The organism is Gemmatimonadales bacterium (assembly GCA_030697825.1).
Lineage (GTDB): Bacteria > Gemmatimonadota > Gemmatimonadetes > Gemmatimonadales > JACORV01 > JACORV01.
The window spans coordinates 1-1,024 of sequence record JAUYOW010000231.1; the positions used below are offsets into that span (position 1 = coordinate 1).

The window sequence follows — 1,024 nt, forward strand, 5'->3', positions numbered from 1 at the left end:
GCGCGTGTCCGCCAGGTATCTCATGGAGGACGCCAGCACCGCGGAGTGCCCCATCAGCGCGAGACCGGCGGGAATGAAGTGCACCGACGACACGACGTTCACGAGGGCCGAGAACGCGTTGCCCAGGGCGGCGCCGCGCGCGCTGGCGGGGAACAGCAGGAATTCGGCCGCGGACGTCCCGTAGGGCGTGTTGTCCGCGGGAAGTTTCACGGGCTCCTGGGCGCGCGCCTGGCCGCCCACCGTCGCGATGGTCATCGCCAGCACGAGGCTGGCCCTCACACTCCGCTTGCTCATGCGAACCTCCGCGAGGGCCGGGGCGGGGCCCCGGCCCTTGCCGGTGTGATTACTGGGCATTGTTCACCACCGTGAAACGGCCGATCTTCCGGCGGCCGTCCGGCGTCTCGACGTGATAGAAGTACACGCCGCTTGCGACGAACTGGTTGTTCCGGTTGCGCATGTTCCAGACCGCCGCCCCACCGCCGGTGTTGTCGTTGTGCGACACGATGTTCACCAGCACGCCGCTCAGGCTGTAGATCCGGATGATCGCCTGCGCGGGCAGGTTGACGAACTGTAGCACCTTCGTCGTCGAAGAAATCTCGAGCGCGTTAGTGACGTAGTACGGATCCGGCACCGTGTGCACGCGTTCGAGGGCCTCGGCCGTGGTGGTGGACGCGTCGAGCGTGGAGCCCGAGTACGTGATCCGCGCCCTCAGGCCGGGAATCGCCGCCAGGCGCACGTCCTCGTCGAATCCATAGGACCCGGCGCGGCCGGTGATGAAGCCAGTGTAGGTACGGTAGTTCCACACCGTGCCGGCGGAGGGCAGCGCCGCCATCCGCATCAGCGTGAAGTAGCCGGCCAGGTAGAAGATGAAGCCGTTCCCGTTCGTCGTCATCGACGCGGTGCCGGCGTTGGTGCCGGACCGGAACGCCACCGGGCTCAGAATGGCGTGGTCCATCAGGAAGGCGTTCTGCGCCTCGGGCAGCAGACCGCCGCGGTCGCACGCCACGTTCGAGCCCGCCGTGAG

The 1,024-nt window shown here is 67.8% G+C and carries 2 protein-coding genes; both read right to left on the reverse strand.

Annotation, left to right across the window (positions count from 1 at the left end; translation table 11 throughout):
* Positions 1 to 294, reverse strand: a 294-nt coding sequence (locus Q8Q85_11800; GenBank protein MDP3774937.1) for a hypothetical protein, incomplete at its 3' end; no start/stop codon positions are given.
* Between the two features lie 49 nt (positions 295 to 343).
* Positions 344 to 1,024: T9SS type A sorting domain-containing protein (locus Q8Q85_11805; protein MDP3774938.1), on the reverse strand; the 681-nt coding region annotated here is incomplete at its 5' end.